At 66.9% G+C, this 21,959-nt stretch carries 20 protein-coding genes and 2 pseudogenes; 7 read left to right on the top strand and 15 right to left on the bottom strand.

All coding sequences use genetic code 11. From position 1 onward, the window contains the following. Window positions 1–83 precede the first annotated feature (83 nt). The 6 genes from MMF96_RS14185 to MMF96_RS14160 form a co-directional block, all read right to left on the bottom strand. Entirely contained in the window at window positions 84–1,031 is a 948-nt protein-coding gene (locus tag MMF96_RS14185; protein ID WP_176616042.1) for an AraC family transcriptional regulator, read from the bottom strand. Window positions 1,032–1,096: 65 nt separating this feature from the next. Next, entirely contained in the window at window positions 1,097–2,188 is a 1,092-nt protein-coding gene (locus MMF96_RS14180) for an MBL fold metallo-hydrolase (protein ID WP_176616043.1), read from the bottom strand. Window positions 2,189–2,209: 21 nt separating this feature from the next. Then, window positions 2,210–3,058 carry an ABC transporter ATP-binding protein gene (locus MMF96_RS14175; protein ID WP_256883910.1) on the bottom strand — a complete coding sequence of 283 codons (849 nt, stop codon included), beginning with the start codon at window positions 3,056–3,058 and terminating at the stop codon, window positions 2,210–2,212. A gap of 1 nt (window position 3,059) precedes the next feature. Continuing rightward, entirely contained in the window at window positions 3,060–3,899 is an 840-nt protein-coding gene (locus MMF96_RS14170; protein ID WP_176616045.1) for an ABC transporter permease, read from the bottom strand. Then, window positions 3,896–4,756, bottom strand: a complete 861-nt coding sequence (locus MMF96_RS14165; protein WP_176616046.1) for an ABC transporter permease — start codon at window positions 4,754–4,756, stop codon at window positions 3,896–3,898. The genes MMF96_RS14170 and MMF96_RS14165 overlap by 4 nt, the downstream gene beginning before the upstream one ends. After that, complete coding sequence (locus tag MMF96_RS14160) at window positions 4,753–5,736, bottom strand: ABC transporter substrate-binding protein (protein ID WP_176616047.1); 984 nt, start codon at window positions 5,734–5,736, stop codon at window positions 4,753–4,755. The genes MMF96_RS14165 and MMF96_RS14160 overlap by 4 nt, the downstream gene beginning before the upstream one ends. A 109-nt stretch (window positions 5,737–5,845) precedes the next feature. Between MMF96_RS14160 and MMF96_RS14155 the strand changes: the two genes are divergently transcribed. Further along, the gene (locus tag MMF96_RS14155) at window positions 5,846–6,769 is read left to right on the top strand and encodes a LysR family transcriptional regulator (protein WP_256883909.1); all 924 of its coding nucleotides are present in this window, start codon (window positions 5,846–5,848) and stop codon (window positions 6,767–6,769) included. A 141-nt stretch (window positions 6,770–6,910) separates the two neighbouring features. Here MMF96_RS14155 and MMF96_RS19945 read toward each other — a convergent pair. Further along, window positions 6,911–7,637 (bottom strand): annotated as a pseudogene (locus tag MMF96_RS19945) (LysR family transcriptional regulator); the annotation flags it as partial. Window positions 7,638–7,842: 205 nt separating this feature from the next. Here MMF96_RS19945 and MMF96_RS19940 point away from each other — a divergent pair. From MMF96_RS19940 to MMF96_RS14130, 5 genes and pseudogenes are all read left to right on the top strand, one after another. Then, a pseudogene (locus MMF96_RS19940) lies at window positions 7,843–7,977 on the top strand (MBL fold metallo-hydrolase); the annotation flags it as partial. Between the two features lie 361 nt (window positions 7,978–8,338). Next, complete coding sequence (locus MMF96_RS14145) at window positions 8,339–8,518, top strand: hypothetical protein (RefSeq protein ID WP_256883907.1); 180 nt, start codon at window positions 8,339–8,341, stop codon at window positions 8,516–8,518. A gap of 72 nt (window positions 8,519–8,590) precedes the next feature. Continuing rightward, window positions 8,591–8,980 carry a DUF5058 family protein gene (locus MMF96_RS14140; RefSeq protein WP_256883906.1) on the top strand — a complete coding sequence of 130 codons (390 nt, stop codon included), beginning with the start codon at window positions 8,591–8,593 and terminating at the stop codon, window positions 8,978–8,980. A 105-nt stretch (window positions 8,981–9,085) separates the two neighbouring features. After that, entirely contained in the window at window positions 9,086–9,709 is a 624-nt protein-coding gene (locus MMF96_RS14135) for a hypothetical protein (RefSeq protein ID WP_256883905.1), read from the top strand. 110 nt (window positions 9,710–9,819) lie between these two features. Further along, window positions 9,820–11,295 (top strand): cell wall metabolism sensor histidine kinase WalK, encoded by a 1,476-nt coding sequence (locus tag MMF96_RS14130; RefSeq protein ID WP_256883904.1) that lies wholly within the window; start codon window positions 9,820–9,822, stop codon window positions 11,293–11,295. Here MMF96_RS14130 and MMF96_RS14125 read toward each other — a convergent pair. Then, window positions 11,206–11,916 (bottom strand): response regulator transcription factor, encoded by a 711-nt coding sequence (locus tag MMF96_RS14125; RefSeq protein ID WP_256883903.1) that lies wholly within the window; start codon window positions 11,914–11,916, stop codon window positions 11,206–11,208. The two genes, MMF96_RS14130 and MMF96_RS14125, sit on opposite strands and share 90 nt — an antisense overlap. A 250-nt stretch (window positions 11,917–12,166) precedes the next feature. On the opposite strand from MMF96_RS14125, the gene MMF96_RS14120 reads away from it, so the two are divergent. Next, complete coding sequence (locus MMF96_RS14120; RefSeq protein WP_256883902.1) at window positions 12,167–13,051, top strand: hypothetical protein; 885 nt, start codon at window positions 12,167–12,169, stop codon at window positions 13,049–13,051. A gap of 186 nt (window positions 13,052–13,237) precedes the next feature. Here MMF96_RS14120 and MMF96_RS14115 read toward each other — a convergent pair whose 3' ends face one another. The 7 genes from MMF96_RS14115 to MMF96_RS14085 all read right to left on the bottom strand — a co-directional run bounded on the left by MMF96_RS14115 (window position 13,238) and on the right by MMF96_RS14085 (window position 21,311). After that, the gene (locus tag MMF96_RS14115; RefSeq protein WP_306295896.1) at window positions 13,238–14,833 is read right to left on the bottom strand and encodes a glycoside hydrolase family 32 protein; all 1,596 of its coding nucleotides are present in this window, start codon (window positions 14,831–14,833) and stop codon (window positions 13,238–13,240) included. Window positions 14,834–14,926: 93 nt separating this feature from the next. Beyond that, window positions 14,927–15,850, bottom strand: coding sequence for a carbohydrate ABC transporter permease (locus MMF96_RS14110; RefSeq protein WP_256883901.1), 924 nt, complete (start codon window positions 15,848–15,850; stop codon window positions 14,927–14,929). Between the two features lie 4 nt (window positions 15,851–15,854). Next, window positions 15,855–16,805: a carbohydrate ABC transporter permease gene (locus MMF96_RS14105; RefSeq protein WP_176616056.1), complete on the bottom strand. Its 951-nt coding sequence runs from the start codon at window positions 16,803–16,805 to the stop codon at window positions 15,855–15,857. Between the two features lie 67 nt (window positions 16,806–16,872). Next, on the bottom strand, window positions 16,873–18,177 hold the full coding sequence (locus MMF96_RS14100; protein WP_256883900.1) for an extracellular solute-binding protein: 1,305 nt from the start codon (window positions 18,175–18,177) through the stop codon (window positions 16,873–16,875). A 93-nt stretch (window positions 18,178–18,270) separates the two neighbouring features. Next, window positions 18,271–19,305 (bottom strand): LacI family DNA-binding transcriptional regulator, encoded by a 1,035-nt coding sequence (locus MMF96_RS14095; RefSeq protein ID WP_176616057.1) that lies wholly within the window; start codon window positions 19,303–19,305, stop codon window positions 18,271–18,273. A 335-nt stretch (window positions 19,306–19,640) separates the two neighbouring features. After that, window positions 19,641–20,078: an SRPBCC family protein gene (locus MMF96_RS14090; protein ID WP_256883899.1), complete on the bottom strand. Its 438-nt coding sequence runs from the start codon at window positions 20,076–20,078 to the stop codon at window positions 19,641–19,643. A gap of 33 nt (window positions 20,079–20,111) precedes the next feature. Further along, the gene (locus MMF96_RS14085; RefSeq protein ID WP_256883898.1) at window positions 20,112–21,311 is read right to left on the bottom strand and encodes an MFS transporter; all 1,200 of its coding nucleotides are present in this window, start codon (window positions 21,309–21,311) and stop codon (window positions 20,112–20,114) included. Between the last annotated feature and the right edge of the window lie 648 nt (window positions 21,312–21,959).

Raw genomic sequence — 21,959 nt, 5'->3', positions numbered from 1 at the left:
AATCATGGGTGTGAGCGGCGTCTCACGGCAGGGAGAGGGCGATCATGGCGGAAAAACACAAAAAAGCGTCCACTGCAGGGCGGCTATGGTGTGGCGAGGAGCTCGCGCCGGTGTCGCAGGGGCGGCACGCCGAACAGGTCCCGGTAGCTGCGGGCGAACTGGGCCTGGGAGGAGAATCCGCACCGGCTCGCGATGTCGGAGATGGGAAGGTGGCCCAGTGCCGCGGTGCCGAGCAGCCGGCGGGCGCCCTCGAGCCTGGCGGCGAGGATTGCCTGGGGCACGCTGCGTCCCGAGGCGGCGAAAACGCGGGAGAGCTGGCGTTCGGACAGGCCGATGGCCGTGGCGATGCCGGGGACGGACAGTTCCCGGCGCCGGTAGTGGGTGCGGATGAAGGCCTCGGCTGCCTCCAGGTGCCCGGCGGCGGGCCCGTCCGTGAGGAGTTCGGTGACGAGCCCGATGAGTGTGTCCTCGAGGGCGTCCCAGGGTGCAGGGCGTCCGGACAGGGCGCTGCCGGCGGCCGCGGCGAGCCGGGCGCCGGGCGCGTCGGCGGAACCGCCGAACTCGAACAAGCGTGGTTGGGCCAGGTACGCGGCGCCGGCCAGGACGCCGCGGGGCACCTTGACGGCCAGCTCGGTGAGGCCCTCGGCGAAGTCCCGCTCGAAGGGCTGGTCGGCGTCGATCAGCAGGCCCTGCCCGGGGGCCACCGTTTCGGTGCCGCCGCGGTGCATGAAGCGCCCGGCACCCCGGACCGCGAGGTAGGCGACGATCCCGCCGGCCGGGTGGGCGGCGACCTGCGCCTCGTCCCGGGACACCCGGTGGGCCGTTCCCGTGACCCTGGCCAGGCCGAGCCGCGGCAGGGAGAGGTTCAGTTCCGTGGCACGAAGCCCTGCCGCACCGTCGGTGGCCGCCGCGAGGCCAACCAGGGCACGGGCGTTGTGGCGTTCCCACTGGGGGATGCGCCGCCCGCTCGGCAGGCCGTCGGTTGAAAACCGGGTGAATCCCGCTGGAAGTGTGGTGCCTGAATGTGACATGTGTCTCCAGTGTAGGCGGGTGTCCGTGCCCTGCACCATCGGCGCAGGGCACGTGCGCGCTGCAGCTACGCGCCTCCGGTCCGTGGGGGCCCGTCGGGTGCGCCGAGGCCGAAGGCCATGAGGTCCTCGCCGACGACGAGGGTGCCGGAGAAGCCGACGCCCGCCTTTTCCCACTTTTCGACGGGCGTGTTGCCGGGGACCAGGTGGGTGAGTACGAGGGTGTCGACGCCGGCCTTCCCGGCCTGGGGTCCGACCTCTTCGATGGCGGTGTGGGCGGCGAGCATGTGCTGCATCAGGTTGGGGTCCGGCTTGGGGGAGTCGGGGCCCATGAGCCCGTCGACCCAGTCCATGTCGATGCACTCGTGGAGCAGGATGTCGGCTCCCTGGGAGATGGTCACCAGGTTCTGGCACACGCCGGTGTCCCCGGAGACGACGATGGCGCCGTCGGGGGTTTCGAAGCGGAAGGCGAAGGCGGGGAAGATCGGCCGGTGGTCCACGAGGATCGCGGTGACCCTGATGTTCTCGTCGCGGTAGACCTCGAAGGGTTCCATGGCCGGGGACGGGTTTCCGTTCGGGTCGTGGCCGGTGCCGCCGGGCAGTTCAATGTCGTGGAATTCAAAGATCTCGCGCAGGTCCTGCTTGGCGTTGTCGCGCATGCGGTCGTTGATGTCCATGGAGTAGGCCTGCAGGAGGCGTTGCGTGGATTCGACGAGGCCGGGGGTGGGGGAATCGGGGTTGAACACCTCGGGAAGGTGTTCGCGCCTTTCCTCGGCGAAGATCGGGGGAAGCGCGCCGCGGTCGCCCGGGCCCACCACCTGGATGGGCTGCTTGAGCCCGTCGGAGCCGTTGTGCCAGGCCAGCAGCAGCAGGTTGGGGTAGTCGATCATGTGGTCGGAGTGGTGGTGGGTGATGAAGACGCCGCGGAGGTTGTCCAGGCCCTTTTGGAAGCCGGCGGGTCCCAGGCCGGACTTGCGGAATTGCGGGCCCCAGCCCTCGCCGCAGTCGATGAGGTAGTGCTCGTCGCCGACGGAGATGACGGTGGAGATGCCGGCCCGGTCCGAGCCGTCCCACCAGGGCGGGCCGCCGGCCGTGCCCAGGAGGGTGACGCGGGTGCGGTGCAGGGCGGCCTGCTCGGCCGTGAGGGGGAGGTGTGCCATGGGGATTTTCCTCGAGGGGTGCTAGGCGATGGAGGCGTGGGATTGGGCGGCCTGGATGAGTTCGAAGACCTCCGCGCGGAGCCGTGCGTAGTCGGGCAGCAGCTTGGTGTCCCGCTGGTCGCGGGGGCGGGGGAGGTCGACGGTGATGTTGCGGGTGACCTTGGTGGGTGCCCCGGAGAGGATAATGACGCGGTCGCCGAGGTAGACGGCCTCGTCGATGTCGTGGGTGACAAAGATGACCGTGGTGTCGAAGTCCTGGCGGACGCGCAGCACAAGGTCCTCCAGCTCGATGCGGGTCTGGGCGTCGACGGCGGCGAAGGGCTCGTCCATGAGCAGGACGTCGGGCTGGTAGGCCAGCCCGCGGGCGATGGCGGCACGTTGTTGCATGCCCCCGGACATCTGCCAGGGGTACAGGCCGCCCTTCCCGGACAGGCCGACGGCGCGCAGGACTTCCTCGATCCGTGCCGGGCGCCCGGCCTTGGGCAGCTTGTTTTTCAGCGGGAGCCCGATGTTGGCGGCCACGGTCATCCATGGCAGCAGTGAGCGGGAGTAGTCCTGGAAGACGACGGCGAGCTTGGCCGGCGGCTCCGTGACGGTCTCACCTTCGAAGACGGTGCGGCCGCCGCTGGGATCGAGCAGGCCGGCCATGCATTTCAGGAGCGTGGTTTTTCCGGAGCCGGAAGGGCCCACGATGCACACGAATTCGCCCCTGCGCACGGAGAGGTCGACGCCGTCGAGGATCTGGGTGGATCCGTAGCTTTTGCGCAGTTGTTCCAGTTCGAGGAGGACGTCGCCGAAGGGCGGTGTGGCGGGGGCCGCGGGGTTGGGCGCCTCGGGGTTGGGCTCGGTGGTGGTGGGTTGGGTGGTCATGTCAGGCGTCCTTTCCGGAGGCTGCGCGCATCCCGGAGTGCCAGCGCAGGACGCGGGACTCGATGCGCAGGAAGAGAAGGTTGGCGACGTAGCCCAGGGCCCCGAGGAGCAGGGTTCCGGCCCAGGTCTGGGGGACGGCGAAGGTTTGTTGGGAGTTGAGCAGGTAGTAGCCGATCCCGTTGACGGAAGCGACCATTTCGGAGACGACGATCAGGATTATGGAGATCTGCAGCGTGGTGCGCAGGCCGGCGAAGATCTGCGGCCCCGCGTTGGGCACGACGATGTAGCGCACCCGCTGGCCCAGGGTCAGCCGGTAGGAGCGGGACATGTCCCGGACCTGGGAGTCCAGCGACCGGACGCCGTCGATCGTGTTGAGTAGGGTGGGCCAGACGGCGCCGAAGGCGATGATGGCGATGTTCATGGGGGCGCCGATGCCGAACACGAGGATCCCGATCGGCAGCAGCACCGGCGGTGGCAGGGAGCGCAGGAACTGCACGATCGGTTCGACGGCGGCGGCGAGGGTGCGCGACATGCCGATCAGCAGCCCGAATACGATCCCGCAGGCGGCGGCGATCAGGAAGCCGGCCAGGAACTTGCCCAGGCTGGGGAGGAGGTTTGCCGTCAGGCCGGGGCCCAGCCAGTCGTGCTGAAGCGTCTCGAGGATGGTGGACAGTGGCGGGAAGTACAGCGACCTGCTGCCGGCGGAGGCGAGCCACCACCAAACGATCAGGACAACTGGCAGCCAGGTGCGCAGTGCGAGCAGCCGCAGGGGATGCGGGCGGGTTGTGGCGCGGGTGGCGGTCTGGGTGACGGCGCGTGCCGCGGCGCGGGTGGTGGTCATCGGGACGCCTCCTCGCGCATGGACGGGTGCCAGAACAGCAGGGGCTTTTCGGCTGCCCGGAAGGCCGCGTTGAGGCCCAGGCCCAGCAGGCCGGCGGCGAGGATCAGCGCGTACATTTGGGTAAGGGCGCCGGCCGATTGGGCAACGACGATGCCTTGGCCCAGGCCCGTGGCGCCGCCGATCATTTCGGTGACGACGGCGACGATGATGGCGATGGCCGCGGAAATGCGCAGGCCGGTCAGCGCGAACGGAAGGATGGACGGCGCCACCAGGCGGGAGGTGGTGAGCCACCAGCCGAGGCGGTAGCTGCGGGCCATGTCGGTGGCGACGCCGTTGACCTCCTTCACGCCGTAGACCAGCTGCGTGAGCAGCGGCCAGAGGGCACCGAGGACGATCAAAAACAGTTTCATTCCCGGGCTGGGACCCCAGAGCAGCAGGCCCAGGGGGATCAGGGCGACGGGCGGGATGGGCTTGAGAAACTCCACGAGGAACCAGGTCGACTCCGCGAAAGGCTTCACCAGCCCGATCAACAGGGCCAGCGGCGTGGCGATCACGATGATCAGCACCAGGCCCAGAAGCGCCACGGAGAGTGTGGCCCAGAGCGAGGCCCAGAACGCCGGCAGGAAGAGCTGTGCGGCGAACTCCGCGAGCACCGCGGACGCCGGCGGGATCGCGTCGGGCGGCAGGGCGCCGGTGCGGGAGAGGACCTCCCAGAACGCGAGTGCGAGGACGACGGTGCCGGCTCCCAGCACGAAGCGGCCGGCGGACGTGGCGGCCGGGTGGCGCCGCCGTCGTGCCTGTGGAGGGGAGGGGCGGAGGGCCGCCCCGGAGTCAAGGACGGTGGTGTTGGTGGTCATGGCCAGACGGCTCCTTTGACGTCAACGGGTCCGGGCAAAAAGCCCAGTTCCTGCATGAGTTTTGCCGTGTTTTCGATGGCGGGGATGCTCATTTTGTCGGTGTACATCGGCACCCGCATCTTGGCGAAGACCTCCGGCGGAAGCTTGCCGTATTTCGCCAGGACCTGCCCCACCTTTTCCGGGTGGCTGGCCGCGAGCAGGCTGGCCCGGTCCATGGCCCGTTGGAATTTTTTGACGGTCTCCGGGTTCTTCTCCGCAAACGGGCCGGCGGTGAAGATCACCGTAAACGTGCCGTCCGGGGTCAGGCTGGCCGAATACGGGTGGGCGATCACCCGGGCACCCGTGGCGACGGCCTTGACCTGGAACGGCTCAACCAGCGACGCGGCGTCAATGGCTCCGCGGTGGAGCGCCGGGATCATGTCGGGGAACGGCATGGCCACGAAGGTGACCTTCGAGGGATCGCCGCCGTCCTTCTTGATGGCAGCCGCCGCGACAACGTGGACGATGGAACCGAGGGCATTCACCGCGACGGTGTGGCCTTCGAGGTCGCGGGGGCCCTTGATGGTGCTGCCCTTGGCGACGACGAGTGCGGAGGGGTCCAGGGCCGGGTTTGCCGCGATCGAGGAGCCGTTGGCGACGGCCTTGAGCGGCAGCCCCTTTTGGACCGCAGCCAGGAACGGCGTGATTGCAGCGGTGCCGAACTGAAGCTGGCCGTTGATCACGGAGGGGGCGATGGCGGCGGCGTTCTGCATGACCTGGGTTTGGACGTTCAGGCCTTCGTCCTTGAAGTAGCCTTCCTCCTGGGCGATGTAGACGGGCGCGAAGTCCGCCACGGGGATGACGCCGACCTTGATCGGATCGCCTGCGCCAAGGACTTTCGCGCTGCCCATGCCCACGCCGCACCCGGCGATGGGCAGGACCACGCACAGGCCGGCCAGCGCGATGGCTGTTCGGCGGGTGATGGATGGGGCACGGCTCATGGGACCTCCGCTAAGACAAGTTGGTGTGTTGTGAATCACTATCAGCTTGGGGCAGGGATATGCATATGACAAATATCAATTACCGCCTAACCCCATATAAAATGCGACTATGAACCTGCGAAGACTCGAATATTTTCTGGCCGTGGTGGAGGAAGGGTCCGTCTCCCTGGCCGCGCGCCGGCTGCACATGACGCAGCCGCCGCTGAGCCAGGCGATCCAGGCCCTGGAACGCGAGGTGGGGACGGAACTGCTGCAGCGCCTGCCGCGCGGGGTCGAGCCCACGGCCGCAGGGCGTTTGCTGGCGGAACAGGGGCGGGACCTGCTGCGGTGGTCCGAGCGGGTCGGGGAGTCGGTCCAACGGATCGGGCAGGGGCTGGGAGGGCGGCTGCGGATAGCGTGCGTGCCCTCGATCTCCTGGTCGCTGCTGCCCCCGCTGCTCAAGCGCTTCCGTGTGGAGGCGCCGGAAGTGGAGGTCCTGCTGTCCGATCCGCAGCCGCTGCGTGTGCTGAACCTGGTTGCCGACGGCGGCGCCGACGTCGGGTTCATTGCGCCGACGGATACCGCATCCGTGGCGGCCGCCTACCCGTCGCTGGTCGTTGAGCCGCTGGCCGAGATGCCGCTCGGGCTGGTGACGCCCCTGGACCGGGAGCAGGCCGGCGGTCCCGTGGACGCTGCCTCCTTTGCGCAGGACGCCTGGATCATCCCGGAGGCCGTGCCGGGTTTCCCCGGGCTGGCCGAGCTGGCGGACGAGCTCTGGCGCAGGGAGGGGTTCAGGCCGGCCCGGGTGCAGTACGTCTCCACCTTGCAGACCACGCTGCCCCTGGTTGCGGCGGGCATCGGGGTGGGCCTGATGCCGATGGACCTGGTGGGCCCCTTTACGCCGGGTGTGCGGATCGCTGAGGTGGCCGGCGGGGTGGCGCCGCTGCGGCCGGCCCTGATCCGCTCCGCCCAAATGCGCCCCTCGCCTGCGCTGGAACGGTTCCTCGGGGTCGTCTCCGCCGCCTTCGGGGCCACGGGGCCCGAAGCGGTGTAGCCGGCCGGTCCCCGGGCTTCCTGCAGTCCCGCGGCAGGGCTGCTCGGCGGCAAGTGCCGTCATGGGTGCACCGTTCCGGGCCAGGACGTCGCGGCTGAAATCCCGCAGCGCCCGCACCTTGGCGTTGCCCAGGGAGCCGGGCGGGTAAAAGAGCTGGAGCGAGTTGGCCGGGAGGTCGTCGGCGATCTCCTGGTAGACCAGCGGGTCGCCGCGGTAGGTGCGGTCACCCAGCGGCCTGCCCATGATGACCGAATACGCCAGGCCCCGCCCGACGACGGCCCGGATGGTTTCGACGTTGCGGGACCTCCACTTGATGTTGGCGCGGAAGCCGGCGGCCTGCCGGCAACACGAGCTGGAGCCTCATCCCCGAGATCGTGGTGCTCTCCAGCGGGACGCTGGCGTGGAGGCGGTACATGAAGGCGGCATCGGGCTGGCCGCCCTGGAGCAGGGCCTGCAGGCCGTCCGATGACGCCTCGTGCAGGATGGTCCCAACCCGCGGGTGGTGTCGGGCGAAGTGTTCCAGGACCAGCGGCATGGGCCAGGGGAAGAGCGTGTCGAAACAGCCGAGGTTGAGCGGACCGGGCAGCTCGCCCCGGATGTCCCCCGCCGCCGTCTGAAGGGACGCAGCGGCGCCCAGCACGTGCCGGGTGAGCGCGATGAGATCGCGCCCCGCGGCAGTGAGGGAGGCACCCTTGGCCCGGCGGCGGACCAGCGGCTGGAGGCCCAGAGCGTGCTCGAGCCCGCTCAGCGCAACGGACAGCGACCCCGGGGTGATGTGAAGGCGCCTGGCTGCGGTGACGAGCGAACCTTCCTCGGCAACCGCGACGAAGTACTCGAGCTGCGAAGGGTGACTGCCTGATTCATTGATTTACTCAAATATCGTTTGGAAACAGTTTCGTTTTTCATAATATGTTGCGCAGCTCATAGTGGAGACATCCCAGCTGTCCCCTTGAGGAGCACATCCCTTGCCGGACCTGAATCCACGCGTTGTTCTGCTCGGTACCGCCGGAGGCCCGCGGTGGTGGCCGTCCCGGGGCGGCAGGCCCGCCCGCCATGGCATTTCCACCGCCGTCGTGGTGGGCGACGCCGTCTACCTCGTGGACTGCGGACGCGGGGCAGGCGGGCAATGCGCGCAGGCCGGGCTTGAACCGCACGACCTTCGGGCCGTCTTCCTCACCCACCTCCACTCAGACCACACGGTTGACCTGCCGAACCTCCTGCTGTTCGGCTGGATGATGCGGGACCGCCGGCCGGGCCGGCGGTGGGCATCATCGGCCCCGGTGACCGTGTGCTCCTGCCACCCGTCAACCCCCGGGCCGCCTCCACCGTTGCCCCGCTTTTCGCGGACACCCCGACGGCCGGGACCGTTGCCAGGGTCGGCCATCTTTTGCGCGCCTACCCTGCTGACACCACGGACAGGATGTTCGATTCCCTGCGGGACTCCCCGCACAGCATCTTTTCCGCCGAGGACATCCGGATCCCTGACGGCACCGGCTACGGGCCGAACGCCAACCCGGCCCCGGACGCTCGGTCACGATCTCGGGCGACACCGCCCCGTGCCGGAACCTGGTGGCGCTGGCCTCCGGAACGGACCTCCTCCTCCACGAGGCGATCGGTTTCGACTGGGTGCAGGACGACTACAAGGAAACCGACGCGGCAACCCGGACCGCCACGATCGAACACCACAGGAAGTCCCACACCTCACCGGCCGACGCCGGGTCCCTTGCGGCCGCCGCCGGCCCACGCTGACGGCAACAGGCCAGCCCTACCTACAGGGAGATATCGACGCACCCCACGCTTGGGAAGACGGCGGCCGGAGCTGTGCTCGCCGTTGCCAACCAGCCATTCCTGTGGCTCTGTGCCATCGCCGCCTTCGCCGCCATCAGCCTGGGCGGGGCCATGTGGATGATCGGCGCCCTGGTCCTCACGCCCCTTCTGATGAAGGGCAACACGGCGCTGACGCACACCAACCCGACCCTGCTGGCCATCGTTCCGGCCGCGGCGATGCTTGCCGCATTCTTCACCCTGGGCCTTGAGCAGTTCACCATCTCAAGCACACACATCTTCGCCTACCTCGGCGCTGCCGGCGCCATGGCAGCCTGCATCTTCATCTCCCGGGCCACCCGGAAGAAATGGGTCACCGAATGGTCCCAGGGCATTTCGATAGTCGTCGGACTCGCCGTCGCCTACTTCATCACGACCGCGCACTGAAAGGGGACGCCATGACCATGCCAGGCACCACCGAGAATATCCGCAGCCACGCGGGACGGCCTCAGGGAGTTCGACCGGACCACGTCCCGGTGGGGACGGCTGACCATGCTCGTTGGCCTCGCCATCTCGCTGGCCGCACCGGCCTACCTGCTGTTCTTCGCCGGGCTGGGTGCCACCCCGGCCCAGGTACTCACCGCCTTCCTGGCCGTCGCCGGGGCCTTCGGTTTCCTGTGGATGATTGAGCCCGTGACGTATTTCCCGATCCTCGGCGAGTCTTCCATATACCAGGCGTTCATGATCGGCAACATCGCCAACAAGCTCCTCCCCGCCGCACTGACGGCACAAACGGCAATCGGGGCGCGCCCGGGCACCCGACGGGGCGGGCCGGCCCCGGTGTCAGCCATCAGCGGGGCCGTGATGGTGCACCTGACCTCGCTGGTCCTCGTCGTCGGGTTCTTCGGCACGTGGTTCATTGCCAATCTCCCGCCGACCATCCTGCACGTCATGCAGGTCTACATTGTGGCGACCGTGTTCGGCGCGGTGCCCGTCCAGGCCCTGGCACACCTCAAGCAGCCCCGGACCGCCGTCATCGCGGTGCTGGTCTCCGTCATTGTGGTCTTCGTGATCAGCCCGGCGGTCCCCGCATTCGGCATGTACGCCACCGTGGCCGCGGTTGCCTCCACGATCATCCTGGCCTGGGACCTGCGCAAGCGCCGCACGGCCCAGTAAACCAGCGCCGCACGGGCTCCCCGGACGGTGCCGCGCCGTCGCTGGGGGGACGCTGAGAAGGCAGGGGGCGGCAATTAGGCAATCGACACCCGCGGAGGCAAGGTTGAACCATGATTCCACCCAAGCCGCGGCCCCGCCCGTCCCGACGCCGAGGGCGTGCCTGGGGCGTTCGCAAAAGGGCGACGGCGACGGCCGTCACCGTGGTTGCCCTTGCCCTGGTTGCCGGCGGCCTGCTGTTGCTGGTGCTCCTGCAGAGCTCACTCATCGCCACCACTGAAAGGGCGGCGAAGTCCACGGCATCGGACGTGGTGGCGATGATCACCAGCGAGGATGTCGAGGATGCGGGGGATTCACTGGCCACCACGGCCCACACCGGCCAGTACGTGCAAATCATCAGCCCGCAGGGGGCCGTGGTGGCGGCCTCGCAAAAATCGGCGGCCAGGGCTCCGCTCTCGCAATTGCGCCCCGGCCCGGGTGCGACCAAGACCGAGGACGTCTCCAGCCTGCAGGGCATTGGCGACACGGACGCGTTCCTCATCACCGCCGAAGGTGTGCAGACCGGGCAGGGCACCTACACCGTCGTCGTGGCCTCGACAGTGCAGGTCGAGGCGGACTCCGTCGCCACGGTCGCCTGGTTCCTCCTGGGCGCCACACTCGTGCTTCTCGTGGTGGTGGGCGTTTCGGTGTGGATCCTGGTGGGGAGGTCACTGCGCCAGGTCGGGAGGATCCGCGGCCAGGTGGCCCGGATCAATGCCAGCCACCTCAGCGAACGGGTGGACGTCCCGGCCACCAACGACGAAATCCACCGCCTGGCCCTGACCATGAACACCATGCTCGACCGGCTCCAGGCCTCCGACGTCGAACAACGCCGTTTCGTTTCCGACGCCAGCCACGAACTGCGCAGCCCCCTGGCCACCATCAGCGCCGGGCTGGAAATCGCCGTCGCCGACCACAGCGGGGAGAGCTGGCGGGAACTCCAGAACATGCTCAGCAGCGAGACGGCCCGCATGAGCTACCTTGTCGATGACCTGCTCACCCTGGCCAAGGCCAATGACGACGGCATCCACGTCACGGCCCAGGACGTCGACCTGGACGACATCCTGGCGGCCGAAATCCGCCGGCTGCGGTCCCTGAGCCCGCATCACATCACGGCCAGCCTGACCCCTGCCCGGGTCACCGGCGATGGACACCGCCTGGGCCAGGTGCTGCGCAACGTGCTGGACAACGCCAACCGCCACGCAAGGTCGGCCATCAACGTGGGGCTGGGTGCAGGCCCGGGGTTGGTGCGCGTCGTCATTGACAACGACGGCGACCCCGTACCGGAGGCCGACCGCGAGCGGATCTTTGAGCGGTTCGTCCGCCTGGACCAGAGCCGCTCCCGCGAAAGCGGCGGCAGCGGACTGGGCCTGGCCATCGCCGCCACCATCATGAAGGCCCACCACGGCACCATTACCACCAGCTCGACGCCGGCCGGAGGCTGCCGCTTTGAACTGCTCCTATCCCCGGGTGCCGTGGACGGGGGCCTGGGCGGGGTCACGGTCTGCGGAGAGCAGGTAACCCATGCCACGGACGGTGGAGAGGGTTGACAGATTGAAGGGGGCGTCGATCTTGCGACGCAAATACCCTATGTAGACCTCCACGACGTTGTCGCCGCCTTCAAAGGTAGGATCCCAGACGTTGTCGAGGATTTCGGCCTTCGAGACCACCGCGTCATGCCGGCGCATGAGGAAATGCAGGAGCCCGTACTCGCGCGCGGTCAGGGGGATCAGCGTGTCGCCGCGGTGGACGCTGCGGTTCATTGGATCCAGCCGCAACGTCCCCAACGTCATCACGACGGGACGCTCGGGTGCCCCGCGCCGGATCAGGGCCCGCAGCCTGGCCACCAGCACCAGGAAGCTGAATGGCTTCGTCAGGTAGTCATCCGCGCCCAGGTCAAAGGCATCGGTCTGGTCATATTCACCGTCCTTGGCCGTGAGCATCATGACCGGTGTCCAGATCATGCGCCCGCGCAATTCCTTGAGCACGTCATAACCGCTCTTCATTGGCAGCATCAAGTCCAGGACAATCACGTCGTAGGGATTTTCCGTTGCAGCCCACAGGCCGCTGACCCCGTCATGGACGACCTCCACAACAAATCCTTCATTCGTCAAGCCGCGCCGCACCGTCTCGGCCAACAGCGTCTCGTCTTCCACCAATAAGATCCGCATCCATCTCCTTCCCTCGTAGATGAGTATGGCGCACCCAAGCTGAGACGTTCCTGAGGAAAAGGCAGGACCGTCGCGGCGTCGGCTGCGGTCACCGCACCGCGCCCGGGCGTCCCGGACCTTCTCAGCGGCTTCTCAGCGTGGTCCTGTGAAACTGGCAATGCGGGAAACGCCACGGGCATCCCCGATGCAGGCGCCGTGGATCCACAGCGGATCCACGGCGAAAACCGGTAACACGCAAGGAGAACTGCAGATGCGATATTGGTGGGTCCACCATGGCCGGAACTACGGGACAGCGATCGAGAAGGGCACCCTCTGGGTCTGCCACGCGGCCGACGGGGCCCCGGCGCAAAGCCTTGAGGCGTTGAAAAAGATGGAACAGGGCGATGTCGTCTTCCACTACTTCGGGCCGTACGTGCGGGCCGTTAGCGTTGTCGCGAAGGAACGGCACGCCCATGCGCGGCCTGAGGGATACGAGCGGCTGGTGGGGGAGGGCGACGACGGCTGGCTCGTCCGGGTCAACACCGTCGCGACCGGGTTATGCGTCCACCGGGACCGCGCGGCGAAACTGTCCGGGCGCGGCGGCCCGGGGCCGTTCACCGAGTCGGGGAAACCCGTGCGGCGCTATGTGTCCCCCCTCAGCGACGACGACGGCGCGGCACTCCTGGCTGCAGCTCGCATCGACGGGTTGCCGTCGCCGGCGGGGAGCCTGCGCGGACGCCCGGGCAGTGTGTGGGGCACTGGAGACCCGGCCGATTCGGCCACCCGCCTGGAACAGGAGTATCTCCATAAAAACCTGTTGCGCGGACGCCGGAGTGCGAGCTGCTCCATCTGCGGCGAAGATCTGCCCGCCCGGCTCCTGAACGCCGGTCACATCAAGCCGCGCGAGCAATCCACCGACCGGGAACGCATGGACTTCGAGGCCAACGCCATGCTCACCTGTGCGCTGGGCTGCGACGCCCTGTATGCGTGGGGCTGTGTCGTCATCGACGGCGACGGCACCATCCGGAGGGGTGTGCCGGCTGAGACCCGCTGCCTCGAGGAAGCCGTCAATGCACTGCTCGGGCGGCGATGCACCGCCCATGACGAACGGACGGCACCTAATTTTGCCGCAACCACCCGGTTGGTCCTCGGATAGGGGCACGGGCCCGGACCAGGGGAAGGCGCCGGGCGGCCGCCGCTGTGCCCGAATGCCGGTGGCGCCCTTGCTTCGCAGCAGGGTGCCGGGGCGGCTCCTGCCCTCAGGGCCGGTCCCTCCCGCTCCCGGGACCGGACGGGAATCAGCGTCGCGCCGGGTGCCCCCCAAAGGGATGGCGCCTGCGGGCTAGTTTCCGAAGGGGGTGGTGGTGAGCTGGTGGAGCTGGGCGGTTCCCCCTTCTGCGTAGAGCCAGACTTCGCGGGCGGTGTCCGGTGGGAAGATTTGTTCCGTCAGCGTTGTCAATCCGTCATGGCTGAATACTTCCACGGACGTGCTGTCGAGGTGGATGCCCAGTTTCAGGTGGCCGCCGGCCAACGCCACCGGGGCGTGCTCGATGGAGGCAAAGGACGGGTTGAATCCGGTGTCCCCAGATGCGGTCCGGTCAACGACCACGGATGCGCTCGCGGTGTCGTAGCCGATTTTTGTTCCGACGCCGCCGGCGCCGGCGCGCACGATCAGGCCGAACGTGGACGCCGTCCCGGGGGTGAAGTCCACGTCGATGCGCTGGGCTGTCCCGTGGGCCGGGACGGGCAGCAGGTGGCGGCCTTCCTCGATGGGGCCGGGGACGGCAGTGTACGACGGTTCGGCACCGCCGGCCTGGAGAACCTCCGTTGCGACCGATTGTGTGAGCCTGATGCGTCCGTCGATGGTGCGCAGTCGGACTTCGCGTGGCAGGGCCATGGCCCCGCGCCAGGGGTCCGTCGGGATGTCCGCGCCATAGTCCCAGTTGTTCATCCAGCCGACCATGATTCGCCGGCCGCCGGGCACGCCGTTGAAGGAAACCGCGGCGTAGTAGTCCCGCCCCCAATCAAGCCAGCCATAACGGCGCAGGCAGTCGGGATCGGGTTCCAGTCCTTGTGTCACGGTGCTTTCAGGGACGAAGGTGGTGCCGTCAAAATGGCCAATGAAGTACTGCCCGCCGGATCCTCCGGACACGGCTCCGGGGTTCAAATTGATGGTCAGCACCCATTTGGTGGCGCCGGCAGCCCCTTCGACGGGCAGTTCAAACAGGTCCGGGCATTCCCACACGCCGCCGGTGGCGTTCTCCGGGCCGAATTCGCTCAGGAATTCCCAATCGGTCAAGTTGCCCGATTTATAGAACACGGCCTTGCGTTCCTGGGCCTCGACGGCGACCATGACCCAGCAGGCCTCGGGGCCGTGGCCGTACCAAAAGACCTTCGGGTCGCGGAAATTGGCGGAATTGCGGGTCAGTACGGGGTTCGCGGGGTGCCTGGCCCAGGTATAGCCGCCGTCGAGGCTCAGGGCCAGTGACTGGGCCTGTTCGCCGCAGTGCTCCGACTCCTGCTTGAAGGCGCTGGTGTAGATGGCAACGAGCGCCGGTGTTTCGGCGGTGCCCAGGCCGGAGCTGTTGGACGCATCGAAGACCACACTGCCGGAGAAGATGTCCTCGCAGGCATCGGTGACGATGGCCGGGGCATGCTCCGTCCAATGGAGCAGGTCCACTGAGGTGGCGTGGCCCCAGGACATGTTGCCCCAGGTCGATCCCCGTGGATTGTTTTGGTAGAACAGGTGGTAGATGCCGTTGTGGAGGATCAGGCCGTTGGGATCGTTGATCCAGGTGTCCCGTGCGGTGTAGTGAAACGCGGGGCGTCCGTGTTCCCGGGCCAGGTTGGATGGCCGGTCCTGTGGCCGGTCCCCGCTGGCGATGGCAGTGCCTGCGATTGCGGTGCTGGAGGAATCGGGCATGGTGGTGGAAGTCAAGGTGGGGTTCTTTCGGTGCCGGGTTCTGCTGGTGGCGGGTGGAGGTGCTTTTCGGCGGTGGTTGGCGGGCCAGGGCCGGGTCTTGGGATGTTCTCAGCCCTTGACGCCGGTGGAGGCGATGCTGTTGACGAAGGACCGCTGGAAGGCGATGAAAAGGACCAGGATGGGCAGTGTGATGAGGGTGGTGTAGGCCATGATCTGCCCCCAGGCCACATTGAGCTGGTAGAAGTACTCCACACCCACCATCACGGGGCGCAGGTTCTCGGACTGGACCACCATGATGGGCCACAGGTAGGAGTTCCAGGCCGGAAGGAAGGTCAGGATCGCCACGGTGGCGATGGCCGGCCCGGAGAGCGGCATGATGATCGTGCGGTAGATCTGGAACCAGCCGGCCCCGTCCATGCGGGCTGCCTCGTCGAGTTCCTTGGGAATGCTGTCGAAATATTGGTGGAAGAGGTAGACGGAGAAGGCATTGGCGATGAAAGGGATGATCTGGACCCGGTAGGTGTCCAGCCAGCCGTGCGTCAGGGCCAGGCTAAAGCCGTTGACCTGCAGCCAGGGCAGCTGGTTGACCCACCAGACCAGGGGCAGGGCCAGTGTTTCGAAGGGAACGATGAGCGTGGCGATGATGGCGGTGAGAATGATCTTCTTGCCCCGCAGGCGCATGCGGGAAAGTGCGAAGGCGGCCAACGAGTTCACCAGCAGGCCCAGGATGACGGTGGCCGCCGAGATTCCGACGGAGTTCATCAGGAAGGTCACGATCGGCACGCGGTCAAACACACCGGCATAGTTGGCGAACGAGATGTGTCCGGTGGGCAGGAACGCATTGATCGAGCCGAGGTCCGAAAAGATTTGCGCGTCCGGCTTCAGGGAGGAGACGAACATGAACACGATGGGCAGGACGAAGACCAGGGCCAGGACGATTTTGGCCACGGTGCCTACAATATGGCGCGGTTTCGGGGCACGGCGGAGGGCCTGGGCGGGCCGGCGGCGTGCGGGGGCTGTGGTGGTAGCCATGGGGTTAGGCCTTTTCTCGGGTGAGGAAGCGCTGTATCGCGGCGACGATGAGGACCAGGGCGAAGAACACCAGGGAGATCGCCGAGGCGTAGCTGGTCTGTTGCTGCTGGTAGCCGGTCTGGACGGCGTCATAGACCACCGTTGAGGTGGAGTACAGGGGCCCGCCCTGGGTCATGACACTGACCTGGGTGAACAGGCTCAGGGCCTGGATGGTGATGGTGACCAGCACCAGGGCGCGGGTGTTGCGTAGGCCGGGCCAGGTGACAAAGCGGAAGCGCTGCCAGGCGCTGACTCCGTCCAGGGAGGCTGCCTCGTGCAAATCCGGGGCGATGGTTTGCAGCCCCGAAAGCCAAATGACCATGTGGAAGCCGACGCCCTGCCACACCGACATCAGGATGATCGCCGGCATGGAGGTGGCGGGGTTGTTCAGCCAGTCCGGTCCGGTGACCAGGCCGAGCGTGAGGCGGTGGATAAGTTCGTTGATCAGGCCGTTTTGCTGGTACATGAACAGCCAGAGCATCGATACCACCACCATGGAGGTGACGACCGGCAGGAAGTAGACGGTGCGGAAGAAGCTGGTGCCACGGGTCTTGGTGTTGACCAGGATGGCCAGGCCCAAGGCGGCCCCGCCCTGGACCGGGACGACGACGGCGGCAAAGTAAAGCGTATTGAGCAGGGACCGGTAGAAGACGGGATCCTGGAAGAGCTGGATGAAGTTGGTCAGGCCCACAAACCCAATCGGGTTGGGCGAGATGAGCTGGGCGTTGGTGAATGCCAACACGAAGGCCAAGGCGGCGGGGACAAAAATGAAGAGGGCCAGGAGCAGGACCGCGGGGGCCACCATGCCCAGGGCTGTGAGCGATTCTTTCCGCCGGCCGCGGTTGACCTTGCGGGGTGGGCTGGGTTTTTTCACTGACGGTGCTGTCTCCGCGCGGGAGGGGTGAATGAGAACCATGGGCTGTCCAAAGGTGTGGGTCCGGGTGCGGGCGGCAGCCCGCACCCGGACGAGGGGGAGTGGCGGCTTACTTGTAGCCGTTGTTGGTCTTGATGTTCGCGTCGATGCCGCGTACCGCCTGGTCCAGGGTGCTCTTGGGATCGGCACCGGCCAGGATGTTCTGTGCGGCCGTGGTGAAGGTGGTGGAGATGAACGGGTAGGCCGGCGTCGGGGGCCGCAGCTCGGCATACTTGCGCGATATTTGGGCAAAGATTTCATTCGACCCGCCGGGGCCGTAGCTGGGGTCCAGCTTCAGGGCTGCGGGGGAGGACGTCGCGGGGATTGTTCCCGCCGCGACAGCCACAGAGGCCTGGTATTGGGGTTGGAGGGAGAACTTCAGGTAGGCCGTGGCAGCCGCCTTGTTCTCGCAGGTGTTCGTCATGCCCCATTCCCAGGACCCGCCGCCGATCTTGGGGCCGCTGCCAAAGTTGACCGGCGGGATGACCGCCAGGTCCTTGCCCAGCGTTTTGGACAGGGGCGCCGCGGCCCAGGATCCGCTGTATTCGATGGCTGTCTTGTTGTTGGTGAGGTCGGCGTTGGCATCCGCGCCGGACTTCTGGGCAATGAGGCCCTGCGTGACCAGCCCGCGCATCCACGTGGCCCAGTTGACCGCGTTGGCGCCGTTGAGTGCCCCGTCAGCGCTTTGGTAGTTGGTGCGGTTGATCAGGTCGCCACCGAAGCTTTGCAAAAGGGGCGAGTAGGCGTACGTCCACCATTCCCCGGTGCCGCTGGTGCCCAGGTCAAGCGGGGCAGCCCACTTGCCGGTCTTCTTCAGCGCGGCCAGGGACTGGTTGAATTCGTCCTGGGTCCACGGGGTGTCGATGGTGGGGATCCTGATGCCGGCAGCCGTCAGGACCGACTTGCGCGCAAACATCGCCAGGGCCACGTCGTAATAGCCAACCGCATAGACCTTCCCGTTCCACTTGCCGATGGTGCTGGGCAGTTGTCCCTTCAGGGAGGTGCCAAGGTCCAGCGGCGCGAGGTACTTGGCCCAGGCCCAGTTGGGCACGTTCGGTGCATCCATGTCCAGGACGCAGGGGAGTTTGCCGGAAGCGGCGGCAGCCACCACGGACTGGTTGTACGACGCTTGCGGAAACGCCTGGACAGTGACCTTGTATTTGCTTTGGCTGGAATTGAAGGCGGAAACAATTTTCTGGTCCGCAGCCAATTCCGCCGGATTTCCGGCATTGTGGGTCCACAGCGTGATCGAGTTTCCTGATCCCCCGGACCCGCCGGAAGCGCTGGCGGTGCCACTGCATCCCGCCAGCGGTGCCGCGATGACCATGGCCGCTATACTGGCGGTGAGAAGCCGCCGCGATTTATGGAACTTCACTGTATTTCCTCCATTGTGGTATTGACCGGTGGTTTTGCCGGCCGGAAACGCTCGCTGCAACGAGCGTCCGTTGCCCCGGACCCGCCACCCCGCTTACAGCAGGGGTGGCGGTGCGACGGAGGCACGGCGGACGATTGGGCAATCCAACGCAGTCCGCAACGGTTCATGTGGCCCGTCCTTGGCGCGGGCGATCTCCTCCTCAAGCCGGTTGATGGCCCATACCCCCATTTCGTAGTGGGGCAGTTGCACCGTTGTCAGGCGCGGGTGGAGAAATCCTGAAATCAATTCAAGGTTGTCAAAGCCGACGACCGAAAGGTCGGCCGGAATTTTCAGGCCCAGTTCTGCCGCAGCCCTGTAGGCCCCCATGGCCATCTGGTCATTGAAGCAAAACAGGCCCGTGGGACGTGCCGGCAGCGTCAGCAACTGCATGGCAGCCGTGTAGCCGCCGTCCGTGCTGGACTCGGCCGCCACCGTCAGGGCCGGATCGTAAGGCAGCCCGTGCCCGGCAAAGGCCGCCTTGACGCCGTCGAGCCGGCCGGCAGTTGCCGGAATGGCGTCTTGGTTTGAGACAAAGCCGATCCGCCGGTGGCCGGCGGCCAGCAGTTCATGCATGGCGGCGCGTGCACCGCCAAATTCGTCGGGGACCACCGAAGGCAGGGAGGCCTCCGGCGACGTGGCGTCAAGCAGGACGGCGGGAATGCCCTTCAGTGAGTCCGGGACCTGGATGCGCCGGTGGTACATCGTGGCGTAGACAATGCCATCCACCTGATGCTGGAGGAGTGCCTGGATGCCTTGTGCCTCCGCCTGGGCGTCACCGTCGGTGTTGATCATGATCAGCAGCAGGCCGTGCTTCTTGGCCGCGTGCTGGGCCCCCAGGATCATCTTCCCCGCAAAGGGGGTCGTGGAGATCTCATCGCTGATGAAGCCGATGGTCTGGGACTGCAGGTTGCGCAGCCCGCTCGCCAGCCGGTTGGGCGCATAATTCAGGTCCGCCGCCACTGCCAGCACGCGCTGGCGGGTCTCCTCATTGACGCGGGCGCCCTGCACGTCGTTGAGCGCGTGGGAGACAGTTGTCACCGAAACGCCGGCCGCCTTCGCGACCTCGCGGATTCCGATCCTGCTGCGCATCAAGTCCTCCAAAACGTTTTGGCATTGTCTGTGAGAGACATTACAAAAACGTTTTGGCAATGTCAAGGGACGGGTGCCTGGGAACGGAACCGCCTGGCGCCGGCAGCAAAGGCAGCCGCCCAGGTCCCCACGGCCAAAATTGCCCATTCGGTGCGGCGCGGGCCTGCACTTGCGCCCGAACAGTTCCGTGCGCGCCGACATTGCCGGGCGCGCGCCCCTGCTCGCTTGAACTAGCGGTGTGGCCGATTTCGGACGACCCGTCGGGGCCGGCCACGCATGGGGCATGGGGCCGGCACCGTGGACGGCTGGCCGCGGTGTTGTTTACCAGGTGTGTTTTAGGAATCCTGCTCCAGCACGCGTTTCAGGTTTTCCAGCTGGGCCACTTCCGCCTGCATTGCTTTGGTGACCATGGGCCCCATCAGTTTCATCAGCCCCTTGGGCTCCAGGGTCAGGCTGAAGGACACCGTGGTGCCGGCGTCGTGCCCGGAGAGGGCAAAGCTGCCGGTGGGCCGTGCCGGGCCGGCAACCACGTCGAAACCCAGCCGCACCCCCGGCTCGGCCACGTTGATTTGGTAGTCGCCGTCAATGCTCCGCCCGCCGGGGCCTGCCATCCGCTGGCTGTACACCGCACCGACCCCGGAGGCCGGCCCGCTGGCGAGGCGCACCTGGGTAACCCCGGGGCGCCAGAGCGGATTGTTGAGTCCGTTGGCCAGGAAGTCGTAAACGTCGCGGGTGTTGCGCTTGATGAACACTTCATTTTCTGCGTGCGCCATGGCCGGCTCCTTCGTCTCAGGCTGGATCGAATCCTACGTTGCCCCGTCCCCTTTTTGAAAGAGGCTTGCGCCTGGGCGTTCGGAACGGAAAAGTGGCACGGCAAGGGCTGCAGCGACAAGCGCACAGGCGCCGAAGACGGTAAAGGCGGGTGGGAATCCTGCGCCCAGGACACCTTGGAAGGCCAGGCTTCCGGTGCCGAAGCCGAGGAACAGGACAAAGGCCATCAGGCCTACGGCCTGGCCGGTGCTGCCGGGAAGGTCGGTGACGATGCCGCCGAATAGTGGCTGGGTCATGTCGTACCCCAGGGAAAGGACGGCGATAGCCGCGACTGCGACGGACAATGGGGGATCCACCGCAAGGACCAGAGCGCATGAGCCTGCCACGAGCATGCCGGAGGGAATGATGCGGGCCCTGCCAAAGGTGTCGGCGAGGCGTCCAATGAGCGGGCCGAAGACGAAGCCGGGCACGCCGTAGCCCAGCAGGGCCAGCCCGACGCCGACGGGGCCCAAGCTGAAACGTTGGACGAGGTAGACGCCCAGCCAGGTATAAATGCCGGAGTGGACCAGGGCATTGACCAGGACAAAGCCGTAGGTGCGCAAACCCCTGGCATGTGCCAGCAGCAGCCAGTACCCTCCGGCCACCGCGCGCCAGGGCAGCGCTGCCGGGGCGTGCTGCCGGTAAGGAAGAAGAACAGCCGCGAACCCCGCCACGAGCAGGACGGCCAGCCCGGAAGCCAGAAACAGCCCGCTCCAGCCGACGGCGGGTTCGGCCAGCGCGCCCGCCGTCGAGCCCACTGCAATTCCACCGGCCATCCCTCCGAACAGCCAGCCAAGGGCCCGGCCGCGCTCGGCGAAGGGAAAAACGTCTCCGATCAATACCAGCGAGATGGGAACCACGCCGCTCGCAGCAATGCCCGTGGCTGTGCGCATGACGATGAATACCTCGGCCCCTGGCGCCAGCGCTGTCGCGGCCGTCAAGACGGCAAAGACCACCAAGGAGCCGAGAATGATGGGGCGCCGGCCGATTCGGTCCGAGAGGGGACCCCAAAACAGGGTCATCAGCCCGTAGGGAATCAGGTAGGCGGGGACGGCCAGCCCCGCAGTGCCCACCTCCGTGCCGAAGGCGGCGGCGAGCTGTGGCAGGATCGGCGCCACCATGAACGCCTGCGTAAATGTCAGGAACGCGGCCGCGGTCACAACGGCCAGGAACGCGCTGCGGGCCTGCGCGCCCATGGCTCGCCTCGAGTGGTGCGGGGCGGGAGCCCACCCGGGCCCGATCAATGCCTCGCCTGTTCTCCGCCGGCCTGGGCATCTTGCAGGAGGTGGTGAATGGGACGCGCTGGGTGCTTTTCTGTGAAGATTGTCAACGCATCCATATTTTCCACTGTACGCCCTGCTCGCGGGCCCATCCCTGCCGCATACAGGGCTCAGGGAGTGGCGGCGGGTGGACGTGGGGGCAAGGCGCTGCGGACCCGAGTATTGTGCCGGCCAGGCAGTGTCCGGCATGGTGGGGTCAGCGTCAATGACGGAAAGACGGCACGCTTTGGGCATGTGGAAGATCTGTACGGAATTCACGCTCAGGGCGTGTCGGTGCTGGTTGTGACGAGAATGGTCAGGCGAGGCGGATCCAGCCGGTGACGTTGCCCTCGCGCTTTATGGTTTGGTCGGGCGTTCAACGGGCCACTCCGAAGGGGCCAACAATATCTACCGTCGTGTGGTTTCCTGCTTGGCGACGGCGGTGCCGTCGCGGGCTAAGCCTTGATCTCTAATTGGATTTGGCTGGTCTGGCACCGGCTGGCAGGATGGTGCGAATCCACCCGGATGTGACTCAGCCTTGATCTGGCCGTTGATTCGTTAAACGTGCCTTTCGGTGGACTCGTC

Origin of the sequence: Arthrobacter sp. STN4 (assembly GCF_024539665.1) — a bacterium.
In the GTDB taxonomy this organism is placed as follows: Bacteria; Actinomycetota; Actinomycetes; order Actinomycetales; family Micrococcaceae; genus Specibacter.
The sequence above is the reverse complement of the archived record's forward strand: the minus strand, read 5'-3'. Positions and strand labels throughout refer to the sequence as shown.

Excerpts from the sequence above, each read along its gene's own strand:
- MMF96_RS14135 (WP_256883905.1), top strand. The coding sequence starts at position 9,086 with ATGCTCGTTGGCCTCGCCATCTCGCTGGCCGCACCGGCCTACCTGCTG.
- MMF96_RS14130 (WP_256883904.1), top strand. The coding sequence starts at position 9,820 with ATGATTCCACCCAAGCCGCGGCCCCGCCCGTCCCGACGCCGAGGGCGT.
- MMF96_RS14155 (WP_256883909.1), top strand. The coding sequence starts at position 5,846 with ATGAACCTGCGAAGACTCGAATATTTTCTGGCCGTGGTGGAGGAAGGG.
- MMF96_RS14090 (WP_256883899.1), bottom strand. The coding sequence starts at position 20,078 with ATGGCGCACGCAGAAAATGAAGTGTTCATCAAGCGCAACACCCGCGAC.
- MMF96_RS14180 (WP_176616043.1), bottom strand. The coding sequence starts at position 2,188 with ATGGCACACCTCCCCCTCACGGCCGAGCAGGCCGCCCTGCACCGCACC.
- MMF96_RS14170 (WP_176616045.1), bottom strand. The coding sequence starts at position 3,899 with ATGACCACCACCCGCGCCGCGGCACGCGCCGTCACCCAGACCGCCACC.
- MMF96_RS14120 (WP_256883902.1), top strand. The coding sequence starts at position 12,167 with ATGCGATATTGGTGGGTCCACCATGGCCGGAACTACGGGACAGCGATC.
- MMF96_RS14125 (WP_256883903.1), bottom strand. The coding sequence starts at position 11,916 with ATGCGGATCTTATTGGTGGAAGACGAGACGCTGTTGGCCGAGACGGTG.
- MMF96_RS14105 (WP_176616056.1), bottom strand. The coding sequence starts at position 16,805 with ATGGTTCTCATTCACCCCTCCCGCGCGGAGACAGCACCGTCAGTGAAA.
- MMF96_RS14175 (WP_256883910.1), bottom strand. The coding sequence starts at position 3,058 with ATGACCACCCAACCCACCACCACCGAGCCCAACCCCGAGGCGCCCAAC.
- MMF96_RS14085 (WP_256883898.1), bottom strand. The coding sequence starts at position 21,311 with ATGGGCGCGCAGGCCCGCAGCGCGTTCCTGGCCGTTGTGACCGCGGCC.
- MMF96_RS14095 (WP_176616057.1), bottom strand. The coding sequence starts at position 19,305 with ATGCGCAGCAGGATCGGAATCCGCGAGGTCGCGAAGGCGGCCGGCGTT.
- MMF96_RS14110 (WP_256883901.1), bottom strand. The coding sequence starts at position 15,850 with ATGGCTACCACCACAGCCCCCGCACGCCGCCGGCCCGCCCAGGCCCTC.
- MMF96_RS14185 (WP_176616042.1), bottom strand. The coding sequence starts at position 1,031 with ATGTCACATTCAGGCACCACACTTCCAGCGGGATTCACCCGGTTTTCA.
- MMF96_RS14165 (WP_176616046.1), bottom strand. The coding sequence starts at position 4,756 with ATGACCACCAACACCACCGTCCTTGACTCCGGGGCGGCCCTCCGCCCC.
- MMF96_RS14160 (WP_176616047.1), bottom strand. The coding sequence starts at position 5,736 with ATGAGCCGTGCCCCATCCATCACCCGCCGAACAGCCATCGCGCTGGCC.